Consider the following 22,430-nt stretch of genomic DNA (forward strand, 5'->3'; position numbering starts at 1 on the left):
GGAGCCGCTAGCGGAACGGCGGCTCGTTGAAGGTGCGCAGCTTGCGCGAGTGCAGCTTATCGCCCTCGGCGCGCAGCAGGTCGATGGCGCGAATGCCTATCTGCAGGTGCTCGGAAATCGCCCCCTCGTAGAAGCGGTTGGCCTGGCCCGGCAGCTTGATCTCGCCGTGCAGCGGCTTATCCGACACGCACAGCAGCGTGCCGTAAGGCACCCGGAAGCGGTAGCCCTGGGCGGCGATGGTGGCGCTCTCCATATCAATCGCCACCGCCCGGCTGAGGTTAAAGCGCAGCGAAGACGCCGAGTAGCGCAGCTCCCAGTTGCGGTCGTCGGTGGTGACCACGGTGCCGGTGCGCAGCCGCTGCTTGACCTCTTCGCCGGGCATCCCGCTCACCAGCTTAGTCGCGTCGTACAGCGCGCGCTGCACTTCGGCGATGCTGGGAATCGGGATATCCGGCGGCAGCACCGCGTCGAGTACGTGGTCGTCGCGCAGATAAGCGTGGGCCAGCACGTAGTCGCCGATGCTCTGGCTTTCGCGCAGCCCGCCGCAGTGGCCGATCATCAGCCAGGCTTCCGGACGCAGCACCGCCAGGTGGTCGCAGATGTTTTTGGCGTTGGCCGGACCGACGCCGATATTGATAAGCGTTATGCCCCGGCCGTCTTTATCGATCAGGTGCCAGGCGGGCATCTGGTGCTTTTTCCACGCCAGATCGGAAATGTCCTTCTCCGGCGCGTCGCTGTCGGCGGTAATTAATGCGCCGCCCGCGCAGGAGAGGGCCACGTAGGGGCTGTCCGGATCGAGGATCTGGCCGCAGCCCCAGCTGATAAACTCGTCCACGTAGCGGGTGTAGTTGGTGAACAGCACGAAGGGCTGAAAATGCTCCACCGGCGTGCCGGTGTAGTGGCGCAGGCGGGCCAGAGAGAAGTCCACCCGCCGGGCATCGAAGTGCGACAGCGGATAGAACTCGGTCGGATGAAACAGACCGTCGGCGGTTTCATCGCCGATCTGCGCAAGCTCAGTGGTCGGGAAGTGGCGGGTCAGCCCGGCGCTCATCGAGCGGTCCAGGGTCAGGGCCGAGCCGTCAATCACGTACGGATAGGGAATTTCGTGCTGCGATGGCGCGACGCTGATGTGTGCGCCGTAGTCCTGATACAGGGAGGTCAGCTGCTCGCGCAGGTAGCGGCCAAACAGCGCCGGCTGGGTGACGGTGGTGGTGTAGCATCCCGCGTGGGTAAAGCGCCCCCAGGCCCGGGTTTTCAGCGCGCTGTGGGCCTCGCCGTCCCAGGAAACCGACAGGGCAGGGTAGACAAACAGCCCGGCGGCCCGGGCCTGCGCATCCGGCAGCGCCCCCTCTTCGATATAGCGGCCAATCGCCTCGCGCAGGGCGGCGACGGCGGCGGTATACAGCGTTTCCAGCTGCTCAAGCGCCTGCTCCGGCGTCAGGCCGGTCTTTTTGTTGCTCATTCTCTGCTCCTTGTCTCAGCTTCGCTGCTGTTTTGCATAGTATGTCACAGCAATGTGAAACAAAAGATACAGATTGTTTTGTTTAACGAATGACGGGGCGAAGACTAAATGTTGAGTAGCGATGGTTTTTTAACCATCGCGTCAGGATTAATTCGCTGCACGGCTTGCACGAAAGCAACAAAATTGTGATTGAATAAAGTGAGATTATGAAAAAACTCAACCTCTCTTTTAATCCCGGCCTGTAGGTATAAAACAGACCATTTCCTTCTGTTATTTACTTTTATCGAAGTGGGTTTAATTTGTATTATCGTCGATAAAGGGATGGTATAAGTTACACCATTCTTAATTTCATAAAGAAAATCGCCGTCATAGTAGTATTCCTCATGCGCCGCTCTCTTAAAAAAAGAGGGATTTGACGATATTTTTTTCATGCCATTTTTTTCAGTCACGATGCGCCTGGGATAGCGCATATTTCTGCGTAAGCATTCTATCGATATCAGTAATAAAATTAGCGGGAGCACCGTTAATAGTATATTAAGCATTTCCCGCATATTTCCTCCCCTCAACTGTGAATGTCGATCCTCACTGATGAGGGTAGCACTGTCAACATTGCCGTTACATAGTGACGGGAACACTCGTTCAGCACTCTCTTGCGAAACCTTACTCGCCGGGAGGGATTTTCCGGCAGGCCGCCCCTGAACTGCATAATCAGCACAAGAGTTGAATTCTGTATTGTTATAATATAACATTATTAGCCGTTAAAATCCTGCCCGTTCGCGCCGGAGTCAATCATGCCAAAAGTCCCCATCACCATCCTCAACGGCTTTCTCGGCGCCGGGAAAACCACGCTGCTCAAGCGCCTGCTGGGCCAGGCCCACAGGCAGCAGCTGGCCGTGGCGGTGATCGTCAATGACATGAGCGACCTCGACGTTGACGGCGTGCTTATCGCCAATACCGAGATCGTCAGCCGGGCGCAGCACAACTTCGTCACCATTTCCGCCGACAGCATCAGCAGCCCCGGCGGCATCCGCAGGCTGGACGCCGCGCTGGATAAGCTGCTGGTCCACCGGCGCCCGGCGCATATCCTGCTGGAAACCAGCGGCAGCAGCCATCCGCTGCCGCTGGTGAAGTATCTGCACGGCCACCCGCAGGTCAGCCTGCGCGGCCTGCTTAATCTGGTGGACGGCGTGATGCTGCGCGACGACTACCGCGGCGGCGAAACGCTGCTGGCGCGCTGGCAGCAGAACCTGCGGGCGGAGTGCAGGGGCACGGAAAATCTGCTTGCCGAGCAGGTGCTGTTCTGCAGCCACCTGCTGCTGACCAAAAGCGACCGCCTCACGCCCGCTGAACTGAAGGCGATGGCGCAGAGCCTGCAGCAGATCAATCCCTATGTGGCGGTGATGGCGCTTTCCAGGGGCAACCTGGCGCTTGAGGATCTGCTCGCGATGGCGGAGTACGACTTTCACCGGGTGCTGCGGCTCATCGACGAGCTGGAGCCGGAGCTGGACGCCGGGGGTGCATACGATATCGAATCGCGGGTTATCGAGGACGACAGGCCGTTCCATCCGCAGCGGCTGTGGGACACCTGCCACCGCTTTCTCGGCACCGGCATCCACCGCAGCAAAGGTTTTTTCTGGCTACCGGGCCGCGACGATCTGGCCCTGCTGTGGAATCAGGCGGCGGGCAGCATCAATCTCGACGTGGTGAGCTTCTGGAAGGCCGGCGTGCTGGCCCACAGCGATTCCGGGCTGACCGTCGAAGAGCGCGCGCTGCTGCATCAGCAGATGCTACGGCAGTGGCCGGGGCGCTTCGGCGACCGGCGCTGCCGCCTGACGGTGATCGGCCAAAAAGACGAAGTAGACGGCTTCGTCACGGCGTTGAAAACGTGCTTCCTCACCGAAGCCGAGATCCGCCGCTGGGAAACGGGCGGCACCTTCCCGGACCCGTGGCCGGTGCGCATGGCAAAAGTCGAGGCGTAATTCTAGCGCCCCAGGCTGCGCAGCTGCGTACAGAACGGACAGTCGCAGCCGTTCACCGATACCGCGTTACACAGCCCCGGCTGCACATTTTTCACGTCCAGCGTATGAAAGGTCGCGAAGGCGTAGCTGGCCCTGGCGGCAACGTCGCTGTTTCCCGCAGGTTCAGAAGGGATTTTAGAGGTAAACGCCTGCGCTTTTACCGCAAACAGGGAAAGCATCAGCAAAGAGAGTGGTTGTTTCATCGAGCAGTCCTCGCCAAAAGGCCAATCAGCAACGGAGATGATATTCATAATGGAGTATGTAATATCGTAACATTACTCCATCGGGATGAATAGTGAACGAGTAAAATATGAAAAAAGTGTCCGCAGAAGAGAAAAAGGCCGTCCTGGCGATGTCGCCGGACGACTATATGAACGAAGCGCAGCAGGCGTTTTTCCGCCGCCTGCTGGAGGAAGAGCGCGCCGGGCTGCTGGCGCATATTGAGGAGCTTAAGGATCAGCTGCAGCCCGCCAACGAGTCCGGTGACGAGGGCGACATCGCCTCCCGCGAAGAGCACCTGCGGATGCTGCTGCGCCAGATTGACCGCGAAAGCCGGCTGCTGCCGAAGTTCGACGCCGCCCTGCACCGCATGCGCAGCGGCGACTACGGCTACTGTATGGAAACCGGGGAACCCATCGGCCTGGAGCGCCTGATGCTGCGCCCGACGGCGGAGCTGAGCATCGACGCCAAGCTCAAGCAGGAGCAGAAAGAAGGCCACTACCGTAAATAGTCAGAAGGGCCGGCGCCCGTCCGGGCGCCGGCCCGAACGCCGCTAGCGCGCTCTCACCAGAAAGCGGCTGACGCTCTCAAGCTTCTCTATCGTCTCCTCAAGCTCCCGCGCCGGCTGCGACTGGTCGATAATGCCCGCGCCCGCCTGCAGCGAATAGCCGCCGTCCCGGCGATAGAGCGATCGCAGCACCAGCGCCGCGTCCAGCTCGCCCTTGCTGCTCAGCCAGAACACGCTGCCGCTGTAGGCGCCGCGCGGCGTCGGCTCCAGGCGGCGGATGGCCGCTATCGCCGGCGCCTTCGGAATGCCGGAGGCGGTCACCGCCGGGAAGAGGGCGGCAAAGGCGTCCCAGACGCTGCAGCCCGCGCGCAGCTGTCCCTCCACCCGCGAAGCCAGGTGCTGCACGCTGCCGCGCAGCGACACCGACATAAAGTCGCTCACCCGGGTTGAGCCCTCCTCGCACAGCGGCGCCAGCTCCTCAAAGGCGAGCTTCACCGACACCGCGTGCTCGGCAATCTCTTTCGTATCGCCGGTCAGCACCTCGCGCAGCCGCCGGTTCTCCGCCTCGTCGGCGGTCAGAGCGCGGGTGCCCGCCAGCGGCTGAGTGCTGACCGCGCCGCCGGCTGAAACTTCCACCACTGTTTCCGGACTAAAGCCGACAAACTGCTCTTCCCCGAGCCGCACCGCGAAGGCGCGGGCGGGCGTATTGTGCTGCCGCCCCAGGCGGAAGCTGGCGAGCAGATCAATGTTGTCATCCACCTCGATGCGGCGGGAGAGGATCACTTTCTGATACTCGCCCCGCGCAATCTCCGCCACCGCCGCTGCCACCCGCTGCCGGTAGCCGTCCGCGTCCTGTTGGCGAATGCGCTGCGCAATCCGCTCCCGCCAGGCCTCATCTTCCCCGATAGCGGCCGCCGGGCGGTCGGCCTCGCGCAGGCGGGCTTCCAGCAGCGGCAGTTCAGCGGCATCGTGCGCCTTCAGCGCTGCGCCGTCCGCCGTCAGGGTCAGCTGCCAGCGCGGAATAAACAGCGTCAGCTGCGGCCCGGCCGTCGGCGCGAAAGGAAGGTGATACGTCAGCGCCGACAGCTCGAAGTGCCCGCAGCCGAAGGCCTGCCAGTCGCTGAACGGCAGGGCGTCGAGCGCCTGCTGCAGATTCTCCCGCCAGCGCGCGCCGCGCCACGTCAGCGGCGGCTGCCCCGGCAGCGCCAGTTCGGCCCGATCGGCGTAGACCCTGACCTCGGCCGCGCTGCCGATGCCGACCCGCCAGCGCCCCTGCTGCTCGTAGGCAATATGGCTCGCCTTCTCATCCGCCAGCAGGTGGCACACCACGTCCAGCGGCGGGGCGGCAAGGGGAAGCGTACATTCTCCCGGCGCCCCCCTGGCCTCCTGCGCCAGCGCCGCCAGCCGGCGCTTATCAATTTTGCCCACCGCCGTTAGCGGCCAGCGGGGCACCATCAGCAGCTGGTCCGGCAGCTTGTGGGCGCTCAGCCCCCGGCCCAGCAGAGTGCCGCGCAGATCGGCCAGCGACATCGTACCGTCCCCCGACAGGCAGGCGCAGATCCGCTCCCCGAGCCGCGCATCGGCGACGCCCACCACGACGCAGGCCGACACGCCGGGGCAGGCGGTAATCAGCGATTCAATCTCCGCGCAGGCAATCTTCTCCCCGGCGCGGTTGATAAGCTCCTTGAGCCTGCCCTCGACCACCAGGTTGCCCGCCGCCGTCAGGCGCACGATATCGCCGGAGCGGTAAAAACCCTCCGGCGTAAACGCCAGCTGATTCTGCGCCCCGGCGCGGTAGTAGCCGCGAATGGTGTAGGGGCCGCGGGTCAGCAGTTCCCCCGCCTCGCCGTCGGCCACGGGCGCATCGTCGCTATCGACAATCCTTAACTGGTCCGCGGGCGAGATGGGGCGGCCCTGGGTGTGCAGAATCACCTCGTCCGGGTCGTCGAGGTGGGTACAGCAGATAAGCCCCTCCGCCATGCCGAATACCTGCTGCAGCTGGCAGCCGAACGCCGGCTTTACCTTCGCTGCCAGGGCGCTCTCCAGCCGCGCGCCGCCCACCTGTATCAGCGTAAGGCTTGAAAGATCGCTATCGTCCCATTCCCGGCACTCCAGCCACAGGTTGACCAGCGGCGGTACCAGCGCGGTAAAGGTGACTTTCTCCTGCGCAATCAATTCAAAAGCCTCATCGCAGCCTGAGGTCAGCGCCAGCACCACTTTGCCGCCGGAAAGCAGTGTTCCCAGTACGCCCGGGCAACTGAGGGTAAAGTTGTGCGCTACCGCAAGCGTCGCCAGATAGACGCTCTGCGCCGACAGGCCGCAAATCGCCGCCATTTCGCGGGCATTGTAGTAATAGTCGGCGTGGGTACGCGGAATCAACTTTGGCGTGCCGGTACTGCCGCCGGAGAGCAGCAGCAGGGCGACATCTTCGGCGTGCGGCGGCGTAGCGTGCTGTGCCGCCTGCTGGTACGTAACCATCAGCGGGTCGTCGGTCGTTATCTGCCAGCGCTGTACCTGCGGATGCCGCGCGGCGATCGTTGTCGCCAGCGCCTGATAATCATTGCCGGGATGGCGGTCGGGATAGAGCCATGCCCTGGGCTGGGCTGCGGCGCACAGGGCGTCGATGTCGCTCGCTTTTTGCCCCGGCATTGCCAGCACCGGCCGGGCGCCGAGGCGAAACAGCGCAAACAGGCTGGCCACCAGTCCCGGCATATTGGGCAGCTGCAGCATCACGTTATCGCCGGCGCGAATACCGCGGGCGCTAAAGCCCGCCGCCAGTCTGTCCGCCAGCGCGTCGAGGTCGGCATAGCTGAGACGGTGCGCCCCTGCCACCAGCGCAATACGCTGCGGCTGCGCGCTGGCCCACTGGCGCAGCTGCTCGCCCAGCGGCTGATTCACCCAGTATCCCCTGGCGCGATAGCGTGCGCGTTCGCTCTCGCACCACGCGCCCTGCTGGTGTTGTTGCATAGATGTCTCCTTCGGCAATAGCGTCAAAAATCCCCCGGCGCCCGGTTTAACGACGGATGCTGTGAGAATGATAATCAATGGCAATGACTGTTATTGTAATGATATAACATATAAAGTGATAAAGTATATTCTCATAACGCAGGCAAAAAAGAGGCAGAGGAATGCAGCAGGGATTAACCAGACGCACGCTGATAAAGGCGATGGGCATTGGCGCAGGCGCGGCGCTGGTCGGCGGCGCGCCGCTGGCCTGGGGGGCGGAAGAAAAACCGCTGAAAGGCGGCGTGCTGCGGGCGGCGTTTGCCGGCTCCGCCAGCGACTCCACCAGCGTGCTCAACGCCACCGGCAGCAATCTGGCCTACGTCAGGGCGCGCCTGATCTGGGACTCGCTGGCCGAAATTGACGGCGACCGTATCGCCTGGCGGCTGATGACTTCCGCCGAGCCGAACAAAGACGCCACCCTCTGGACGCTGAAAATTCGCCGGGACGTCACCTTCAGCGACGGCCGCAGGCTCACCGCCAAAGACGTTTTCTACAGTCTTAAAGTATGGAAGAGCCAGCCCGGCAGCCAGAGCGGCTGGCTGCAGCCCCTCGATATTGACGCCTCCCGCATTATCGACAGCGAAACGCTGGCGCTGAAGCTCGGCAAGCCGGTAGGTTCGTTCGATCTGCTGCTGGCTCAGTCAATGTTTATCTTCCCCGACGGTACCCAGGATCTCAGCAAGGCGCCCGGCAGCGGCCCCTATACGCTCGCCGGCTGGACGCCGGAGAAGAGCGTTCTGCAGGCGCGCGCTGACTACTGGGATAGCGAAAACGGCGGGCCATATCTGGATCAGATCCAGCTCTACGCCATCAGCGACGCCGCCGCGCGCCTCAACGGCGTTAAGGCGGGGCAGTTTGACTACGCCGGCGGTATGGCGCTGCTGACCGCCCGCGCCGAGGCCGCTAATCCGGCGATCAAACTCTGGCGATCCGCCAGCAATGAGATGAGCAACCTTGCCTTTAGCATGAACCTCAGCAAGCCGCCGTTTAACCGTCCGGAAGTGGTGGAGGCGCTCAAATACGCCATTGACCGCGAGGCGATGGTGCGCGCCGTCACCCTCGGCTTTGGCGAGGTCGCCAACGACGCGCTGGGAGCCGGGCAGCCGTGGTTCAATAGCGGCCTGCCGGTCAGGGCCTACGATCCGCAGCGGGCAAAAGCGCTGCTGAAAAAAGCCGGGCTGAGCGGCGTGGAGGCGGCGATCCGCACCAGCGACTACGAATACGGCACCGCCGAGAGCGCCACTCTGCTGCTGCGCCAGGCGACGGCGGCGGGGTTCTCGCTGTGCCTTAACCGCGTTCCCGCCCAGGACTACTACAGCGATTTCGGTCTGCTGCTGAGCACCCCGCTGCAGACCAACCTGTTCCGGCCGATGCCGCTGCCGGTGGCGCTGCCCTTTTACTACGGCACCGGCGCGCCCTGGTCCTTTACCGGCCCGGCCTCGCCGCAGCTCGACGCGCTGATGAACGCTATGCAGGCGGCGCGCGGCGACGCCCTGAAAGCGCGGGTGGCCGACGTTCAGCAGTGGCTGTGGCAGCAGGGCGGTGACGCCGTCTTTGCCCGCATTCCCTCCATCGCCGCCTCGACGCCGGCCGTCGGCGGCGTGCGGGCCGCGGGCTTCTTCGACTACCCGCTGCTGCGCGACGCCTGGCTGCGCCGGCCGTGATCCTGCGCGGACGCGGCAAAGCGCTGCTCTGGCGGCTGGGGCAGGCCGTCGCTACCCTGTGGCTGCTCTCCTTTATTATCTTCTGCGCCCTGGCGCTGGCGAAGGGCGACGCCGCCACCGCCCGGCTGGCGGGCAGCGGCAGCGCCCAGCAGGTGCGCGACCTGCGCGCCCAGCTCGGTCTCGACAAGCCGCTGCTGACCCGCTACCGCCTGTGGCTCGGCGGCGCGCTGCGCGGCGATCTGGGAACCAGCTACCTCAGCGGCCGCCCGGTCAGCGACCTGCTGCTGGATCGGGGGCGCTTTTCGCTGGCGCTCGGGGGCAGCGCGGCCCTGCTGCTGCTGGTGCTGGCCTTCAGCGCCGGGATCGGGTGCGGCCTGCGTCCGGGCGGAGCCGCAGACCGGCTGATCGGCACCCTCTCGCTGGTGCTGGCCGCGCTGCCGGAGTTTGTCACCGGCACGCTGCTGGTGCTGCTTTTTGCCCTGACGCTGCGCTGGCTGCCCGCGCTGTCTCTGGTCAGCGACGAGCGCTCCCTGTGGGCGCAGTGGCCGCTGTTTATCCTGCCGGTGCTGACGCTGGTCAGCGTCTGCCTGGCGCAGAACATCAGGCTTATCCGCGCCGGGGTGATGCGCGCCTCGGCCTCCGCCGCCTGCGAAAGCGCTCGCCTCAACGGCGTGGCGGAACACCGGGTGGTGCTCCACTGGGTGCTGCCGGAGGTACTGAGCTACGTGCTGCCGGTGCTGGCACGCTATATCACTTACCTGTTCGGCGGAGCGCTGATCGCCGAAACGCTGTTCGGCTGGCCCGGGCTGGCGGCCTCCCTGCTTAACGCCACGCTCTCCCGCGATACGCCGGTAGTGATGGGCATTGCGATGGCCATCTGCTGCCTGACGGTGCTGCTTAACGCCCTGGCCGACGGGCTGACCGCGCTGTTTACCCCGGCCGCCGGGCGGGAGGGGCGGTGATGGGCAAGTGGCGTACCCTGGCTATGACGCTGTTTGTGCTGATGGTGGCCCTGAGCCTCGCTGGCCCCTGGCTGGCGCCCTTTGCCGTCGATGACATTCGCGGCATGCCCTACAGCGCGCCGCAGCCGGGCCTGCCGGCGGGCAGCGACTACCTCGGCGCGGACGTGCTGAGCCGGGCGCTGAGCGGCGGCAGGATGCTGGTGCTGCTCGCCTTGACCGCCGTTTTTCTCGCCTGTCTACTCGGCGGCGCGCTGGGGATTATTGCCGCCCTGCGCGGCGGCTGGCCAGACATGCTGCTGCTCGCCGCCGCCGACATTCTGCTCAGCGTTCCCGGCCTGCTGCTGCTGACGCTGGTGGTGGTGGTAACCGGCACCGGCTATCCGGCGGCGGTGGCGGCGGCGGTGCTGGTCTTTTTACCGGACATCTTCCGCCTGGTGCGCGCCGCGACCCTCCAGCAGCTGCAGCAGGACTATGTCGAAGCGGCCCGCTGCCGGGGCGAAAGCCCGGCGGCGATTATCTGCCGCGAAATTGCCCCTAACCTGCTGCCGCTGCTGCGGGCCGACGCCGGCGTGCGCCTGCTCGGCGCGATCTTTATCCTCGCCACCGCCAGCTTCCTCGGCCTGGGCGCCGCGCAGCCGCTGGCCGACTGGGGGCTGATGATCTTTGAAAACCGCCAGGGGCTGACCTTCCAGCCGTGGGCGACTCTGCTGCCGATTGCGGCTATCCTGCTGCTGCTGATCCCGCTCAACCTCTGGCTGGATGAGAACGGCGCCGGCCCGCGCCGCCGCGTGCGGCGAAAGCCTGGCGCGGCTCCGGCACAAGCGGAATGCGCCGCCGAACTGGCGGGCTTTTCACTGACCCTTGACGGGCGGCCCCTGCTCAGGGAAGTCAGCTTTGCGCTGCGGCGCGGCGAGATCCTCGCCCTGGTGGGGGCGTCGGGCAGCGGCAAAAGCACCCTGCTGCGCGCCGCGCTGGGCGAGGTGCCGGCGGGGGAGGTGGTGGTATCCGGCGAGGCTTGGCTGGCCGAGCGGCCGCTGTTTGCACTTTCTGCCCGCGAACGGCGCGCTTTGCGCAGCCGCCGGGTCGGTTTTGTCTCGCAGGATCCGCGCCGGGCGCTGCTGCCTTCGCAGACCATCGGCGCCTGGCTGCGGCTGATCGGCGACGGACGCGGCGTCAGCCGCGCGCAGCGGCAGGCGCAGGTCAGCGCCCATTTCCGCCAGCTGGATCTCCCGGACGACGCGGCGTTTCTGCGCCGCTATCCCCACGAACTCTCCGGCGGCCAGCGCCAGCGGGTAATGGCCGTCGCGGCGATGCTCGGCTTTCCCGAACTGCTGGTGATGGATGAACCGACCAGCGCGCTGGACGCCGTCGGCACCGGGGCGCTGATGGCCTGGGTAGCGCAGACCGCCCGCCGCCGGGGCGCCTCGGTGCTGTTTGTCGCCCACGATCTTCCCCAGGCCTGCCGGGTGGCCGACCGGGTTCTGGTCATGGACGACGGCAGGCTGGCGGAAGCGCAGACGACGGCGGACTTTTTGCGCCGCCCCCTCAGCGCCGCCGGCGAGCGGCTGCTTGCCGCCTGGCATCCGGGGCCGCACTGTCCGCCGCCCGCAGAGAGCGGGCCGCCGCTGCTGAGCATCGACGGCCTGACCGCCTGCCACGGCGGCCTGACGACGCTTGGCCCCCTGCGGCTGGCGCTGGCGCCCGGCGAGGTGCTGACGATCGCCGGCCGCTCCGGGGGCGGCAAAACCACGCTGCTGCGGGCGCTGGCCGGTTTGCATCACCGCGGCAGCGGCAGCCTGACGCTTCGCGGCGCCCGGCTGCCGGTCGCGATCCGCGACCGCAGCCGCAGCCAGACGCAGGCCATTCAGTACGTCGCCCAGAATCCGGCCAGCGCCCTCAACCCTTTTTACCGCGTCGACGCGCTGCTGGCGCGCCCGCTGCGCCTCTGCCAGCCCGAGCTGAGCGCCGGGCAGCGGCGGGCGAGGGTAGCAGAAGTGCTGGCGGACGTCGGCCTCGACGGCAGCCTGCTGTCGCGCCGCGCGGCGACCCTCTCCGGCGGCCAGCAGCAGCGGGTAGCCCTGGCCCGGGCGCTGATCGCCCGCCCGGCGCTGCTGCTGTGCGATGAAGTGACCAGCGCCCTCGACGGCCCGGCGCGGCTTGAGGTGGCCCGCCTGCTGCAGCGCCTGCAGCGGGAGCACGGCTTCGCCCTGCTGCTGGTCACCCACGACTTAACCCTGCCCGCCTTTCTCGGCGGGCGGATAATGGTGATTGACGACGGCCGGGTGGTAGAGGAGGGCCGTGCCGCCGCGCTGCTGGCCCATCCGGCCCATCCTGCCACCCGGCGGCTGGTCGATGCCGCCCGACTCACTGATGGAATAACCATGTCATGAGCTGGATCCGTACCCTCGCCGGGACCTCTTCCCCCGGCCTGAAGCTCTTTTGTCTGCCCCACGCCGGGGGAAACCCGGCGCTGTTTCGCGGCTGGCGCGCGCTGCTGCCCGTTGATATTGAGCTTAACCTTATCTGCTATCCCGGCCGCCTCGACCGCTGGCGGGATCCGGTGCCCGACAGCATGGCGGCGCTGGTGCAGGCGGTTACCAATGCGATGGCGGAACACATCGACGGCGAATGGGCGATTTTCGGCCACAGCATGGGGGCGGTGGTGGCCCACGAGGCGGTAACCCTGCTCGCGGCCCGGGGCGTACCGCCGCCGGCGCTGCTGGCGGTCTCCGCCCGCGAGGCGCCGCAGTTTCACCTGCCGGGGAGCCTCCACGCCGGCAGCGACGAGGCGCTGATTGACGAGCTGATGCGCCTCGGCGGCACCGATCCGGCCCTGCTGGCGATGCCGGAGATGCGCGGGCTGATCCTCCCGGCCCTGCGCGCCGACTACGCGCTGATCGAGCGCTGGCGGCCTGACGCTGTGCGGCCGGTCGCCTGCCCGATTGCCGCCTTTGTCGGCGGCAGCGATCCGGCCCTTGACGAGGCGCAGGCGCGGGGCTGGTCTGAGTGGACGACGGCCCGCTTCACGCTGGACCGCTTTGCCGGCGGCCACTTCTATTTCAGCCCGGATCCGCAGCCGCTGATTGAGCGGCTGCGGGCGAGGCTCGACGAGGCTCAGGACAGCGGCCGGGCGCGCTGAGCCTGCGGGCGGATCAGCCACAGCGCCGCCAGCCCGGCCAGCGCGCTGGCGGCGGCCGCTACCCTGAACATCATATTCAGCGCATCGACCCACGCCTGCAGCGCCTGCGCCTGCAGATGCGGAACGGCCTGCAGCGCCTCAAGCCGGGCGCTGCCGACGGCCTGCATAACCTCAGCGGGGCGGGGAATACCGGCGGCGGCCAGCGCGGGCAGCGGCAGGGCGTGCTGCAAAATAGCGTTCAGCAGTACGCCAAACAGGGCGATCCCCACGGCGGTGCCGAGCGGGAAAAAGGTATTTGCCGTGCCGGAGGCCGCCCCGGCCTGGCGGGCGGGCACCACGCTCACCGCCAGATCCATCAGGTGCGGCAGGGTCAGTCCGGCCCCGGCGCCGAGCATCAGCAGCATCGGCAGCAGCACCGGCCAGCTGCTTTCGGTCGTTACCCGGCTGCTCAGCAGCAGCCCGGCGGCGACAATAAACATCCCCGCCGCCAGCAGTACCCGCACGCTGATGCGCCCGGAGAGCGGCCCGCTGAGCCCGGCGGCAATCACCATCGTCAGCGACTGGGCGAGCAGAATAAGCCCGGTTTTCAGGGGCGAGTAGTGGAGTATTCCGCCCAGCCAGAGGGTGATAAACGGCAGCAGGCCGAAGCTGAAGATGCGCCCGGCAAAGCTCAGCAGCACCGCGCCGACGAAGGTCGGAATGCGGAACAGGCCCAGGTGCAGCAGGGCGCGCTCGCCGCGCCGCGCCTCCAGCCAGAAAAAGAGCCCGGCCGCGGCAGCGCCGCCGAGGAAGGTCCACAGCACGTCGGTCTGCCGCGGCGCCCGGGCGGAGAAATTGAGCGCGGCGTAGTTGAGGCTGAACAGCGCCAGCGTCACCAGCAGCGCCCCGGCGGCGTCGAGCGGGTAGCGCGGCGCCGGCAGCGGCTTTTCGCGCACCCGAAGCAGGGTGATAACAATAATCAGCAGTGCCACCGGGACATTGATCGCAAATAGCCACGGCCAGCTGGCCCACTGGATCAGCATCCCGCCGAGCAGCGGACCGGTGGCGGCGGAGACGGCGCCGCCGGCGGCGAACAGACCCACCGCGCCGGCGCGCACCCGGGCCGGTTCGCCTTCGCAGGCGCTGGCGATCAGCGCCAGGGCGGTGCCCAGTACCATCGCGCCCCCCGCGCCCTGCGCGACCCGGGCGGCGATCAGCAGCTCAATCGTCGGCGACAGGGCGCAGACCAGCGATGCCAGCATAAACAGCGCGTTGCCGGTCAGAAAGATCCGCCGCCGCCCGAGCCTGTCCGAAAGCGCGCCCGCCAGCAGCAGCAGTCCGGCAAAGCTCAGCGTATAGCCGTTAATCACCCACTGCAGCTGCGCCAGGCTCGCCGACAGCGCCAGCCCCATCTGCGGCAGGGCGATATTAACGATCGTGATATCCAGCGTCATTATCGCCGCGCTCAGGGCGGCGACCAGCGTGGTCCAGCGGCGGTTCTGCGCGCGCCTCTTCTCTTCTGACATCCTGTTTTCCTCGCCAAATGCCGGTGATTACCCGGCGGGTTAATGATAACGGTTATCACTTGTTCTTTTGTTTTGATACGTTATAACATGTAATTTATTGCCTTGATACGATATTCCATTCGCCACCGCTTTTCCGGCTTTAAGGACTGAACGCGCGCTATGACGACACCTCTTGAGCACAAAATCCGCACCGATATCGCCGCTTTTCTGCCCGGCGGCATGCCCGAAGATTTCCCGCAGGAGGGCGACCTCGTCGGCCTCGGGCTCGATTCGCTGGCGATGATGAAGCTGGCGGCGATCTGGCGGCGGCAGGGGCACGATGTCTCCTTTGCCCGGCTTATTGAACAGCCGCGCCTGGCGGCGTGGCTTGCCCTGATGGACGGCGCAGCGGCGGCGGCGGAGAGTCTCCCCGCGCCGCAGGCCCCTGATGCCGAAGAGGGGAAACCCTTCCCGCTGGCGCTGATGCAGCACGCCTACTGGGTGGGCCGCGACGCAGGCCAGCAGCTGGGGGGCGTCGCGGCCCACTTCTATCACGAATTCGACGCGCCCGCCGTGGACGTCCCCCGGCTGGAGAACGCCGTACGCGCGCTGCTGGCCCGCCACGGCATGCTGCGGGTGAAGATCCTCGACGCCGGCCAGCAGCAGATCCTGCCCGCCGCCCGCTGGGCCGGGCTGAAAGAGTACGATCTGCGCGGACTGGAAAAGTACGCGGCGGCGGAGCGGCTGGAGGGCCTGCGCGCCATGCTGTCGCACCGCCACCTCGATATCGGCAGCGGCGAGGTCTTTGACCTGCGGATCAGCCATAAGCCCGACGGGTTGGGCGGCGGCTGCCGGCTGCACGTCAATCTCGACATGATTGCCGCCGACGCCATGAGCCTGCGGGTGCTGCTCGACGACCTGGCCGCGCTGTATCTGGATCCGCAGCAGCCGCTGCCGCCGCTGGATCTCAGCTACCGCCGCTACCGCCAGCTGCGCGAGGCCCGGCTTGCCGAACCGGCGCAGCGGGCGGCCAGGGAAGCCGATCGGGCGTGGTGGCTGGCGCGCCTCGACGATCTTCCCGGTGCGCCGGTGCTCCCCGCCGTCGGGCGAGTGTCGCAGAGCGATCTGCAGCGCACGGTGCGCCGCCACCGCGCCTTTACGCCGGGGGAGCGCGAACGGCTGGCCCGCGCGGCCCGCGCGCACGATTTGACGCTGCCGATGATGTTCGCCGCCGCCTTCGCCGAAACCCTCGCCCAGTTCAGCGACGAAGAGGACTTTATTCTCAACCTGCCGCTGTTCGACCGAGAGATGCTCCACCCGCAGGTAGGCGCGCTGGTGGGAGATTTTACCTCGTCGGTACTGCTGGCCTGGAAGGGCAGCCGCCCCGGCAGCTTTATCGAACGCGCCCGCCGGCTGCAGGCGCAGTTTCGCGACGACGCCGCCCACGCCCGCTTCTCCGGCGTGGAGGTGCTGCGCGAGATCTCACGACGGTGCGGACGCCGGCAGCTGGCGCCGGTGGTCTTTACCAGCGCCCTCGGCCTCGGGGAGCTGTTCAGCGAGCGGGTGCAGCAGGCCTTTGGCTCCCCCGGCTGGATCGTCTCCCAGGGGCCGCAGGTGTGGCTCGACGCGCAGGTAACCGAACTTAACCAGGGATTGCTGGTCAACTGGGATGCCCGGGAAGCCAGCTTCCCGGCGGGCATCCTCGATTTGATGTTCGGCCACTTTATTGCCCTGCTGCAGTCGCTGATGGCGGACGACGGCGCCTGGCTGAAACCGGTGCCCGCCGCGCTGCCGGAGGCGCAGAAAATTGTCAGGGAGCAGGCCAACGCTACCGATGCGCCGCTGCCCGCCGGGCGCCTGCACGACGCCTTCTTCCGGCTGGCCGACGCAGCGCCGGACGCTCCGGCGCTGCTGTGGGAGACGCACAGCCTCAGCTACGGCGAACTGGCCCGGCGCGCCCGGCGGCTGGCTGCCTGGCTTATCAATCGGGGCGTGCGCCCCGGCGATCCGGTGGCGATCCACCTGGCGAAGGGGCCGCAGCAAATTGTCGCCGTCCTCGCGGTGCTGGCCTGCGGCGGCGCGTGGCTGCCGCTCAACCACCGGCAGCCGCGCCGCCGTACCGACGCGATCCTCGCCGGCGCCGGGGTGACGCAGGTCATTGAGACAATCCCCGACGACAGCGAACTGCCGCCGCTGGCAGAGGTTTACAGCGGCGACAACCGGCAGCTGGCCTATATTATCTACACCTCCGGCTCTACCGGCGCGCCGAAGGGCGTGGAGGTCAGCCACCTGGCGGCAAAAAACACCATCGACTGCCTCAACGGCCTCTGCGTTTCCGGCGCGGCGATGCGCACCCTTGCGGTGTCGGCCCTCGGCTTCGATCTCTCGGTGTTCGATATCTTCGCGCCGCTCAGCGTCGGCGGGGCGGTGGTGTGCATCGACGACGACGGCTGGCGCGACGCCCGGCAGTGGGTGGCGCTTATCCGCCGCCACCGGGTGACGGTGCTCAACTGCGTCCCGGCGATTGCCGCCATGACCGCCACCGGTGCCGCCGCCGACGGCGCGACGCTGCCGCTGCGGGTTCTGCTGCTGGGCGGCGACTGGGTGCCGCTGGATCTGGCGGACGCGGTGCGCGCCGTGGCCCCCGGCTGCCGCTGCCTGGCGCTGGGCGGCACCACCGAAACCGCTATCCACTCAACGCTGCAGGCGATAACCACCGTCCCGGACGACTGGCGCTCGGTGCCCTACGGCTATCCGCTCGATAACGTCCGCTGCCGGGTGGTGGACGCCCAGGGGCGGGACCGCTGCGACTGGGTCAGCGGCGAGCTGTGGATCGGCGGCGCGGGCGTGGCGCTCGGCTACCGGGGCGACCCAGCGCGCACGGCGGATCGCTTCGTCACCTACGAGGGCGAGCGCTGGTACCGCACCGGCGACATGGCCCGCTACCGCCCGGACGGTACGCTGGAGTTTCTCGGCCGCCGGGATCGGCAGATAAAAGTGCGCGGCTACCGCATCGAGCTGGGCGACATTGAGGCCGCGCTGCTGGCCTGGCCGCCGGCGTCGGCGGGCGTGGCCCTGCTGGCGGAGAGCGGGCAGCTGGCGGCGGCGGTGGCCGTCGGCGATAGCGGTGCCGATCTGGCGGCCCTGCGCCAGCACCTCAGGGAAACGCTGCCCGGCGAAATGGTGCCGGAGCAGCTTCTGCTGCTGCCCGCGCTGCCGCTCAGCGGCAACGGCAAAATTGACCGCGCGGTCCTGAAGGCGATGCTGGCGGCCGATAGCGCCGACGCCGTGCACGAACCGGCGCATCCCGGCGTTGAGCAGGAGGTTGCCGCGCTATGGCAGGATTTACTCGGCCAGGCCGTCGGCCGCCGGGATAACTTTTTCAGCCGCGGCGGCGATTCGCTGCTGGCCACAAAGGCCGTCGCCGACCTGCGCCGCCGGGGCTACGGCGCCGTCACGCTGTCGCAGCTCTTCGCCCACCCGCAGCTGGCGGACTTTTGCCAGATCCTGCTCCCCGGCGGGCAGGCGCAGGCGGCAGGCGCTCTGACGCATGATGCCGCCGGGCGCTACGCCCCGTTCCCGCTTACCGACGTGCAGCAGGCCTACCTGCTCGGCCGCGAGCGGGGCTTTGCCCTCGGCGGCATCGGCTGCACCTTCTGGCGCGAATTCAGCATCCCCGATCTCGATACGGATCGGCTGGAGGCCGCGGTTAACGCCCTGGTCCGCCGCCACGACATGCTGCGCGCGGTGTTCCGCGACGGCCAGCAGCGGGTGCTGGAAACGGTGCCGGACTACCGGCTGCCGCGCTTCCGCCAGCCGGGTGAGGACAACATCGCCCGCCAGCGCGCGGAGTACGCGGCGCACACCTTTAGCCCGGACCGCTGGCCGCTGTTCAGCGTCAGCGTGGCGGAGCAGAGCGGCGAGCGCCGGGTCGGCATCGCCATTGATAACCTGATCCTCGACGCACTTAGCATTCTGCAGTTTTATCAGGAGCTGGACGCCCTCTATCGCCGGCAGCCGCTGCCCGCCGCTCCGGCAATCCAGTTCCGCGACGCCCTGCTGGCGAACCGCCCGACGGCGGCGGCCGAGGCGGCCGCCTGGGCGTGGTGGCATCCGCGCCTGCCCGCGCTGCCGCGGGCCCCGCAGCTGCCGCTGGCCGTCGCCCCGGAGACGATATCCACGCCGCGCTTTACCCGCCGCGAGGCGCTGCTCGACGCCGGGCGCTGGCAGCGGCTGGTTAGCCGGGCGCAGCAGCACGGCGTCACGCCCTCGGCGGCGGTGCTCGGCGCCTTTGCCGCTACCCTGCGCCGCTGGAGCGCGGAGGGCGACTTCACCCTTAACCTGACGCTGTTTGACCGCCCGGAGGGACACCCCGACATCCCGCAGGTGATGGGCGACTTCACGTCATTAGTGCTGGTGCCCTGCCGCCGTGCATCGGACGGCTGGCAGGAGGAGGTGCGCCAGTTGCAGCGCGAGATGTGGGCCGCCCTCGACCACCGCGCCGTGTCGGCGGTGGCCGTGCTGCGCGAGCTGGCGCGGCTGCACCGCGAGCCGGAGCTGGTGATGCCGGTGGTGTTTACCAGCGCTCTCGGCCTCGGCGAGCGGCAGGCGGATGGCCTGTTCGACCGCGCCGTCTCGGGGCTGTCGCAAACCCCGCAGGTGTGGCTCGATCACCAGGTGACCGGGCGCGACGGCGGCGCGGCGCTGGTGTGGGACGCCGTCGAAGAGCTGTTCCCGGCCGGGCTGCTGGACGCCATGTTCGGCGCCTATCTTCAACTGCTGGAGCACCTCTGCGACGCGCCGTGGCAGGAGCCGCTGCCCGACCTGCTGCCCGTCGCGCAGCAGCGGGTGCGGGAGGCGATAACCCGGAAAGCGCAGGTGCCCCGGCGGGCGAAGACGCTGCACGCCGACTTTTTCCATCAGGCCGCCGCCGCGCCGCGGCGCGAGGCGCTGGTCTGGTCCGGCGGCAGCCTCAGCTACGGCGAACTGGCCGAACAGGCCCTGCGCCTGGGACGCTGGCTGCAGCAGCGCGGTGCCCGGCCCGGGGATCGGATCGCCGTCTCGCTGCCGAAGGGACCGCAGCAGGCGGTGGCGGTGCTGGGCATTCTGGCCGCCGGCGGCTGCTGGGTGCCGGTGGGCGCCGATCAGCCCGCCGCCCGTCGGGAAGCCATTTTGCGCCGGGCCGACGTCAGGCTGCTGCTGGATGCGGGTACGCCGCTGCTCGGCCCGGACGCCGTGCAGGCCGCCAGTGAGCCGCTGGAGGCGCCCGCCGCCTGCTCGCCGGAACAGCTGGCCTACATCATCTTTACTTCCGGCTCCACCGGCGAGCCGAAGGGCGTGGAGGTGTGCCACGCCGCCGCCGACAACACCCTGCAGGATCTGCGCGGACGGCTGGCGATGGGGCCGGAGGATCGGCTGCTCGGCCTGTCGGCCCTCGATTTCGATTTATCAGTATTTGACCTCTTCGCCACCCTCGGCTGCGGCGCGGCGCTGGTCGCGGTTGACGAAGCGGACCGCCGGGACGCCGCCCGCTGGCTGCGGCTGATCCACGACCAGCGGGTGACGCTGTGGAATTCGGTGCCCGCTCTGCTGGAGATGCTACTGACCGCCGCGCGGGAGACCCCGCTGCCGACCCTGCGGGCGGCGCTGGTCTCCGGCGACTGGATCCCGCTTACGCTGCCGGCGCGCCTGCGCGGGCCGGCGCCCGGCTGCCGGTTCCTCGCGCTGGGCGGCGCCACTGAAGCGGCGATCTGGTCCAATGTTTATCCGCTGACCGATGTTGAGCCGGCGTGGCGCTCCATCCCCTATGGCTACCCGCTGGAAAACCAGCGCTGGCAGATACTCAATACCGTCGGCGAGGCGTGTCCGGACTGGGTGGAGGGAGAACTGCTGATCGGCGGTGCGGGCCTGGCCGACGGCTACCTCGGCGATCCGGCTCTGACGGCGGCGCGCTTTCCGATCATCGACGGCGAGCGCTGGTACCGCACCGGCGATCGCGGCCGCTACTGGCCCGACGGCACGCTGGAGTTCCTCGGCCGGATAGATACGCAGATGAAGCTGCGCGGCCACCGCATCGAGGCGGGTGAGGTGGAGCAGGCCCTTTGCGCGCTGCCGGACGTGGAGCAGGCGGCGGTCTCCCTGTGGCGCGACGGCGCGGCGCTGCGGCTGATGGCCGCCGTTGCCCCGGCGCTGCCCGCCGATGGCGGAGCAGAGGACGCTAGCGGTTCCGATGAGGCGATGCCGGGCGAAGAGTCGGCGACCGCCGGACAGATCCTCACTGAGCTGCTCGACCTACCGAAAAGGGCGGGCGAAGGCTGGACGCCGGAAAGCCTGCGCCCGGACGAAACCGGCCGCCGGGTGCTGGCCCTCTGGCTGCGCTGGCTGTGCGATTGCGGGCTGCTGCGGGCGCAGGGCGAAGCCTACGTCGCCACAGCCGCGCTTGCGGCCCCGGCGGCGGAGAACGGCCTGGCGCTTGAAGCCCGCGCCCGCCGCGACGGCTGGCGGGCGATGCTGCGCGGCGAGCGGCCCGCCGACGCCCTGCTGGCGGGCGATGCTGCGCGGCGAGCGGCCCGCCGACGCCCTGCTGGCGGATACGACGTTTGCCCCGGCCAGCCTGTCGGCGGCGGACCCGCAGACCGGGCGCTGGCTCGACGCGCTGGCGGAGCATATCGCGCAGCGCGTTCGCCTCGGGGGAGAGGCGCTGCGCGTCGTTGAGCTGAACGGCGCCTCCGGTCAGCACGCGCTCTCCCTGCTGGCGCGGCTGCCCGCCGGCGCCGTTCGCTATACGCTGCTGGAATCGTCTCCCGTCGCCCTTGAACAGGCGAGAGCGCGGCTGGAAAACGGCGGAGAGCCGGTGGAGGTCGCCCTCTTCGGCGGTCTGGCGCTGCCGCCGCACCTGCACGGCTGCGCCGATATTGTTTTTTCCGCCAACGGTCTGCACCGCTACGGCGCGCCGGGTGAGGGGCTTAACGCCGCCCGCCAGTGCCTGCGGGCCGGGGGCGAGCTGTGGCTGCTCGAGCGTCAGGGCCTGACGCCGCTGGCGATGATTAGCGCCGGGCTGCTGGCGGGCGGCTTCGGCCACCTGCAGCAGCATCCGCTGCGCCCCGGCCCCGTCTGGCAGCGGCGGGCCGCGCAGGCGGGATTCACGGACATTGTCTGCCAGCGCGACGGCGCGGCGGCGCGGCTGCGGATGGTGAATCCGCGCAGTATCGGCCTGGCGGCGGACTGGAAGCAGCGGCTGGCAGAGCGGCTGCCCGCCGCGATGGTGCCGGACCGGGCGCTGCTGCTGACCCACCTGCCGCTGACCGCCAACGGCAAGGTGGATCGCCGCCGCCTGCAGGCGCTGTACGATGCGATGCCGCAGGCGGCGCAGCAGCGGGCGGATCTGACGCCTGCCCAGGCGGCGCTGGCGCAGATCTGGGCCGGATTGCTCGGCATCGATCCCGCCATCGGCCCGCAGCAGAGCTTCTTCGAACTGGGCGGCGACAGCCTGCTGGCGACCCGGTTGATTAACGGCGTCCGCGAGGCGTTTGCCGTCGAACTGCCCCTGAGGCAGATCTTCAATGCGCCGGGGCTGGCGGCGATGTCCGAAGCCGTCGAGGCCCTGCGGGGCGCCGAGGCGGACATGGAAGGAGGCTCGCTATGATTGGCGTTCTGGGCGGTTATGGCGCAGTAGGCCGGGAAGCGGTGCGCCTGCTGCAGTCGGCGGGCGTCGGCGCTCTGCGGGTCGGCGGCCGCCGTCCGCAGCCCGTAGCGGGCGCGGAGAGCCGCGCTGTGGATGTTACCGATGCCGCCAGCCTGCTGGCCTTTGCCGACGGCTGTCGGCTGGTGGTCAACTGCGCCGCGCCCTCGGCCAGACTGTCGCCGCACGTGGCCGCGACGCTTGCCGGCGCCGGGATAGCGCTGGTGGACGCCGGCGGCGCCGCGTGCGCCGACGTCGCCTGGCCGGCGGGCGCCCGGGCGCTGTTC

At 68.2% G+C, this 22,430-nt stretch carries 14 protein-coding genes and 1 pseudogene; 9 read left to right on the top strand and 6 right to left on the bottom strand.

Going from position 1 to position 22,430, the window contains the following annotated elements; translation table 11 throughout:
• Positions 1-7: 7 nt before the first annotated feature.
• Together ENGE1_RS02370 and ENGE1_RS29120 are read right to left on the bottom strand one after the other, a co-directional pair.
• Positions 8-1,462, bottom strand: coding sequence for an AMP nucleosidase (locus tag ENGE1_RS02370; RefSeq protein ID WP_048252803.1), 1,455 nt, complete (start codon positions 1,460-1,462; stop codon positions 8-10).
• Positions 1,463-1,566: 104 nt separating this feature from the next.
• The gene (locus ENGE1_RS29120) at positions 1,567-2,211 is read right to left on the bottom strand and encodes a hypothetical protein (RefSeq protein ID WP_230682734.1); all 645 of its coding nucleotides are present in this window, start codon (positions 2,209-2,211) and stop codon (positions 1,567-1,569) included.
• Between the two features lie 42 nt (positions 2,212-2,253).
• On the opposite strand from ENGE1_RS29120, the gene ENGE1_RS02380 reads away from it, so the two are divergent.
• Positions 2,254-3,441, top strand: a complete 1,188-nt coding sequence (locus tag ENGE1_RS02380; protein ID WP_048252805.1) for a CobW family GTP-binding protein — start codon at positions 2,254-2,256, stop codon at positions 3,439-3,441.
• A gap of 2 nt (positions 3,442-3,443) precedes the next feature.
• Here ENGE1_RS02380 and ENGE1_RS02385 read toward each other — a convergent pair whose 3' ends face one another.
• Positions 3,444-3,683 carry a hypothetical protein gene (locus tag ENGE1_RS02385; protein ID WP_048252957.1) on the bottom strand — a complete coding sequence of 80 codons (240 nt, stop codon included), beginning with the start codon at positions 3,681-3,683 and terminating at the stop codon, positions 3,444-3,446.
• Positions 3,684-3,790: 107 nt separating this feature from the next.
• Here ENGE1_RS02385 and dksA point away from each other — a divergent pair, with 107 nt between their 5' ends.
• Positions 3,791-4,210 carry an RNA polymerase-binding protein DksA gene (gene dksA / locus ENGE1_RS02390; RefSeq protein WP_043083055.1) on the top strand — a complete coding sequence of 140 codons (420 nt, stop codon included), beginning with the start codon at positions 3,791-3,793 and terminating at the stop codon, positions 4,208-4,210.
• A gap of 42 nt (positions 4,211-4,252) precedes the next feature.
• On the opposite strand, the gene ENGE1_RS29125 is transcribed toward dksA, so the two are convergent.
• Entirely contained in the window at positions 4,253-5,536 is a 1,284-nt protein-coding gene (locus ENGE1_RS29125) for a salicylate synthase (protein ID WP_233425084.1), read from the bottom strand.
• A gap of 60 nt (positions 5,537-5,596) precedes the next feature.
• A pseudogene (locus ENGE1_RS29130) lies at positions 5,597-7,174 on the bottom strand ((2,3-dihydroxybenzoyl)adenylate synthase); the annotation flags it as partial.
• 161 nt (positions 7,175-7,335) lie between these two features.
• Between ENGE1_RS29130 and ENGE1_RS02400 the strand changes: the two are divergent.
• The 4 genes from ENGE1_RS02400 to ENGE1_RS02415 are packed head-to-tail and all read left to right on the top strand — an operon-like array spanning position 7,336 to position 12,978.
• Complete coding sequence (locus tag ENGE1_RS02400; RefSeq protein WP_064360527.1) at positions 7,336-8,877, top strand: ABC transporter substrate-binding protein; 1,542 nt, start codon at positions 7,336-7,338, stop codon at positions 8,875-8,877.
• Positions 8,874-9,839: an ABC transporter permease gene (locus tag ENGE1_RS02405; protein ID WP_155409066.1), complete on the top strand. Its 966-nt coding sequence runs from the start codon at positions 8,874-8,876 to the stop codon at positions 9,837-9,839. Before ENGE1_RS02400 ends, ENGE1_RS02405 begins: the two co-directional genes overlap by 4 nt.
• Entirely contained in the window at positions 9,839-12,229 is a 2,391-nt protein-coding gene (locus tag ENGE1_RS02410) for an ABC transporter ATP-binding protein/permease (protein ID WP_053075554.1), read from the top strand. The genes ENGE1_RS02405 and ENGE1_RS02410 overlap by 1 nt, the downstream gene beginning before the upstream one ends.
• Positions 12,226-12,978 carry a thioesterase II family protein gene (locus ENGE1_RS02415; protein ID WP_048252808.1) on the top strand — a complete coding sequence of 251 codons (753 nt, stop codon included), beginning with the start codon at positions 12,226-12,228 and terminating at the stop codon, positions 12,976-12,978. The genes ENGE1_RS02410 and ENGE1_RS02415 overlap by 4 nt, the downstream gene beginning before the upstream one ends.
• Here the strand turns inward: ENGE1_RS02415 and ENGE1_RS02420 are convergent.
• A complete protein-coding gene (locus tag ENGE1_RS02420; protein ID WP_053075555.1) occupies positions 12,954-14,483 on the bottom strand; it encodes an MFS transporter in 1,530 nt (509 codons plus the stop codon). The two genes, ENGE1_RS02415 and ENGE1_RS02420, sit on opposite strands and share 25 nt — an antisense overlap.
• A gap of 159 nt (positions 14,484-14,642) precedes the next feature.
• On the opposite strand from ENGE1_RS02420, the gene ENGE1_RS02425 reads away from it, so the two are divergent.
• From ENGE1_RS02425 to ENGE1_RS02430, 3 genes are all read left to right on the top strand, one after another.
• A complete protein-coding gene (locus ENGE1_RS02425) occupies positions 14,643-21,176 on the top strand; it encodes a non-ribosomal peptide synthetase (RefSeq protein WP_064360528.1) in 6,534 nt (2,177 codons plus the stop codon).
• Positions 21,177-21,213: 37 nt separating this feature from the next.
• Positions 21,214-22,107 (top strand): phosphopantetheine-binding protein, encoded by an 894-nt coding sequence (locus ENGE1_RS29450; RefSeq protein WP_409372173.1) that lies wholly within the window; start codon positions 21,214-21,216, stop codon positions 22,105-22,107.
• The coding region (locus ENGE1_RS02430) for an NAD-dependent epimerase/dehydratase family protein (protein WP_155731550.1) at positions 22,104-22,430 on the top strand (327 nt) is incomplete at its 3' end. The genes ENGE1_RS29450 and ENGE1_RS02430, both read left to right, overlap by 4 nt.

This window comes from Pluralibacter gergoviae ATCC 33028 = NBRC 105706, from assembly GCF_001598855.1.
Taxonomy (GTDB): domain Bacteria; phylum Pseudomonadota; class Gammaproteobacteria; order Enterobacterales; family Enterobacteriaceae; genus Pluralibacter; species Pluralibacter gergoviae.